The organism is Candidatus Symbiothrix dinenymphae, assembly GCF_001431085.1.
Window position 1 is genome coordinate 1 of record NZ_BBRU01000558.1, and the last position, 3641, is coordinate 3641.

At 48.4% G+C, this 3641-nt stretch carries 3 protein-coding genes; 2 read left to right on the forward strand and 1 reads right to left on the reverse strand.

Annotation, left to right across the window (positions count from 1 at the left end; genetic code table 11):
- Nucleotides 1-263 precede the first annotated feature (263 nt).
- Both ASC50_RS05725 and ASC50_RS05730 read left to right on the forward strand, forming a co-directional pair.
- A complete protein-coding gene (locus ASC50_RS05725) occupies nt 264-1874 on the forward strand; it encodes an alkaline phosphatase (RefSeq protein WP_056928801.1) in 1611 nt (536 codons plus the stop codon).
- Between the two features lie 42 nt (nt 1875-1916).
- Nucleotides 1917-2465, forward strand: a complete 549-nt coding sequence (locus ASC50_RS05730; RefSeq protein ID WP_055432981.1) for an IS1096 element passenger TnpR family protein — start codon at nt 1917-1919, stop codon at nt 2463-2465.
- A gap of 7 nt (nt 2466-2472) precedes the next feature.
- Here ASC50_RS05730 and hisD read toward each other — a convergent pair.
- Nucleotides 2473-3641, reverse strand: a 1169-nt coding sequence (hisD, locus tag ASC50_RS05735) for a histidinol dehydrogenase (RefSeq protein WP_082592112.1), incomplete at its 5' end; no start/stop codon positions are given.

The following is a 3641-nucleotide window of genomic DNA, read 5'->3' on the forward strand; positions in this document are numbered from 1 at the left end:
AGCCGGTATCATCCCCAAATCTTCGCCACAAGCCAACATATTAGTGGATTCGACTAACGGGCGAAGGCGTTTGAGTGCCTCGTATCTCCTATACATATTCTTTTGTTCATACAATTTTATTTGAAATTTATAATTTTTATGCTGCAAAGGTAGTGTATTTTTTTTATTTATAAAAGTTTCGGAGATTTAGCTTGCTTCCGTAGATTTTGTTGTTTCAAAAATAATTTCATACCTTTGCGGCCGTAATTTAAAATGATACAACAATGAAAAAAATTAGAAAACAAAGTTTGTTATTCGCACTATTATTGATTTCGTGCAGCCTGTTTGCTCAGGTGCCGCAAGTCAAAAACGTCATTCTGATGATTCCTGACGGCACTTCGCTGTCTGCTGTTTCTGCCGCCCGCTGGTTGCAACGCTACAATCAGCCTGAACTTACGCATTTGAATATCGACCCCTACCTTGCGGGGACGGTGCTGACGTACAGTTCGGATGCCCCTATTGGTGATTCTGCGCCCACCACTTCCTGCTACATGACGGGCTATCCCAGTCGTGCCGGTTATGTTTCGACCTATCCGGTGGCGATGCCGGAGGCTGACATCATCCCGATGGATGCTTCCAAAGCCTATCAGCCGCTGATGACGTTGCTGGAAGCGGCGCGCATTGTGCAGCAAAAATCAACCGGCTTGGTTGTCACCTGTGAATTTACGCACGCCACGCCGGCGGATTGTTCGGCACACAGCTACAAGCGCGGCAATTACGACTGGATTGCTCCCCAAGTTGTCCACAACGACATTGATGTGGTGATTGGCGGCGGTGTTTCCATTCTCAAACCGGAATTGCAGGCGTATTTGAAAAAAGAAAATTACGGACTGTTTTTGAACGATTTGGAAGGCTACAACAACTACAAAGGCAACAAAATGTGGGCACTGTTTAATGACAAGGATTTACCGTATGAACTCGACCGCGACCACTCCAAATACCCATCAATGGCAGAAATGACCGCCAAAGCCATCGAAAAATTGGCGAAAAACGACAACGGATTTTTCCTGATGGTAGAAGGCAGCAAAGTGGATTGGGCAGCGCACAACAACGACCCCATCGGCATCATGACCGAAATGTTGGCATTCGACCGTGCTTGCGGCGTGGCGCTGGACTGGGCAAAGCGGGACGGCAACACGCTGGTGGTGATTGTACCCGACCACGGCAACAGCGGCTTCAGCATAGGCGCATCGCACTGCAGAGGCTATTCCAGTATGTCGAAAAGCGATTTATTCGGTCCGGTAGCCCGCTTCAAAGTCACCTACGAAGGTTTGACGACACGTGTGAAAGCCACAGAACCCAACAAAATAAAGGACGTGGTGCAGGAACTGACCGGCTTTGAACTCGCCGACACAGAACTCAGCACAATAAAAGAAGCCCGCGACGACGACAAGAAATTATTCGGCGAACTGCGCAAAATTTTCAACAGCAAACTCTGCTTCGGCTTCACAACCTTCGGACACACCGGCGAGGAGGTTTTTCTGGGCATCTACGACCCACGCGGCTCCAACATCGCAATGCGCGGGCACCACACCAATGTAGAACTCAACCACTACATGCGCGAAGCCATGGGACTCTACGACTTGGAAACGCTTACAGCAGAGCACTTTGCAAAACACACCGAAGTATTTGCCGGACTAAATTGCACCATCACGGGCAACGAAAAAACAAAATTGCTGACAGTGAAAAACAAAAAAAACAAGGAAGAAATCCAACAAGGCAGCAATCTAATCAAGCACAACGGCAAGGAAATAAAACTATCCAGCGTAATAGTGTATGTGGATGTAAACAACACTTTTTATCTGCCGCAAAGCTTAAAAAATTTGCTGAAATAAAAGTTTGCACCAGAAAAAAAATAACTCATAACTCAAAAAAAAATGGTTTACAGATTTATTTTAGTTTCAGACGAGGTCGATAATTTTCGGCGCGACATTACGATTGACTCGGATGCCACGTTTTTGGCTTTGCACGCAGCTATTTTGGAGGCTGTGAAATACGATGAAAGCCAAATCACCTCCTTTTTTATTTGCAATGACGACTGGGAAAAGTTGGGCGAAATCACCCTTATCGACATGGACTCGGATGCCTCAGAAGACAGTTACGTCATGGAAAGTACCCTATTGAGCGAACTTCTGGACGAGAAAGGGCAAAAATTGCTCTACGTCTTTGAACCGCTCACCGACCGTTGCTTTTTCATGGAATTGAAAGAAATCATCCCCGGCAAAAGTCAGGACAAGCCCCAAGTAACAAAATCCGAAGGCAAACCGCCCGCACAAAACTCCGGTGCAGAAACGTTGGATTTGGCAAAAATCGCCGCCTCACCGTCAGCAGCACATGATTTGCTTGCTGACGATTTAGACCTCGACGACGAAGAAGGCTACAACGAGGACGAATTGGCAGATTTCAATGAAGATAATCTGTTTTAAGATTCTCTCACAGCCGCACCGTCACCGCATTTTTATGTGCCATGAGCTGCTCCGTTTCCGCGAGCACTTCTATGGTGGTGCCTAATTCTCGGATGCCTTCTTGCGAAATTTCCTGGAAGGTGATTTTTTTGAGGAAACTGTCAAGGTTTACACCGCTGTAAGCACGTGCGTGACCATTCGTCGGTAGCGTGTGGTTGGTGCCGGTGGCATAATCGCCGGCACTTTCGGGTGTGTAGTGCCCCATGAACACCGACCCTGCGTTAGTGATGCGCTCGGCAATAGTCTTGTAATTGGCTGTTTCCAAAATCAGATGTTCGGGTGCGTAGAGGTTGGTCAGTTCAACAATCTCGTCTGCGGTTGACAAGACTATTATTCGACTGTTTTTCAGCGCCTTGCGTGCCAATTCTGCACGCGGCACTTTAACTATTTGCTTCTCAATTTCTGATTCTACGGCTTTTGCCAACTTTTCAGATGTAGTAACCAGCAGCACCTGACTGTCGGCTCCATGCTCGGCTTGCGACAATAAATCTGCCGCCACAAACGTCGGATTAGCCGAATCATCAGCCACCACTTCCACCTCAGACGGTCCGGCAGGCATATCTATCGCCACATCGGACAGGCTGACCAACTGTTTGGCTGCCGTCACATACTGATTGCCCGGTCCGAAAATCTTATAGACTTTGGGAACGGATTCTGTGCCATACGCCATCGCCGCAATCGCCTGACTGCCACCAATTTTGAAAATACGACTGACGCGCGCCAACTCAGCGGCGAAAAGAATGGCGGGGTGAATATTCCCCTCCGCATCGGGCGGCGTGCAAAGGATAACCTCCTTGCAACCGGCAATCGCGGCAGGAATGCCCAACATCAGCACGGTAGTAAACAGCGGTGCAGTGCCTCCGGGCACATACAACCCCACTTTTTCAATGGGTACCGCCTTTTGCCAACAAACCACCCCCTCTGCCGTTTCCACACAGGGTAAAGTGTCTTGTCGTTGTGCGCCGTGAAATTTTAGAATGTTACTTGCCGCAATCAAAAGTGCGCGTTTGAGAGGTTCGGGCACCTGTTTTGCACCCCGTGCCCGGTCTTCCGGCGGCACTTCCAAGTCTGTCAAAGCAACTTTGTCGAATTGTAACTCATAGGCCTTAACCGCCTCATCGCCAAGCGATTTCACGG

Excerpts from the sequence above, each read along its gene's own strand:
- ASC50_RS05725 (WP_056928801.1), top strand. The coding sequence starts at position 264 with ATGAAAAAAATTAGAAAACAAAGTTTGTTATTCGCACTATTATTGATT.
- ASC50_RS05730 (WP_055432981.1), top strand. The coding sequence starts at position 1,917 with ATGGTTTACAGATTTATTTTAGTTTCAGACGAGGTCGATAATTTTCGG.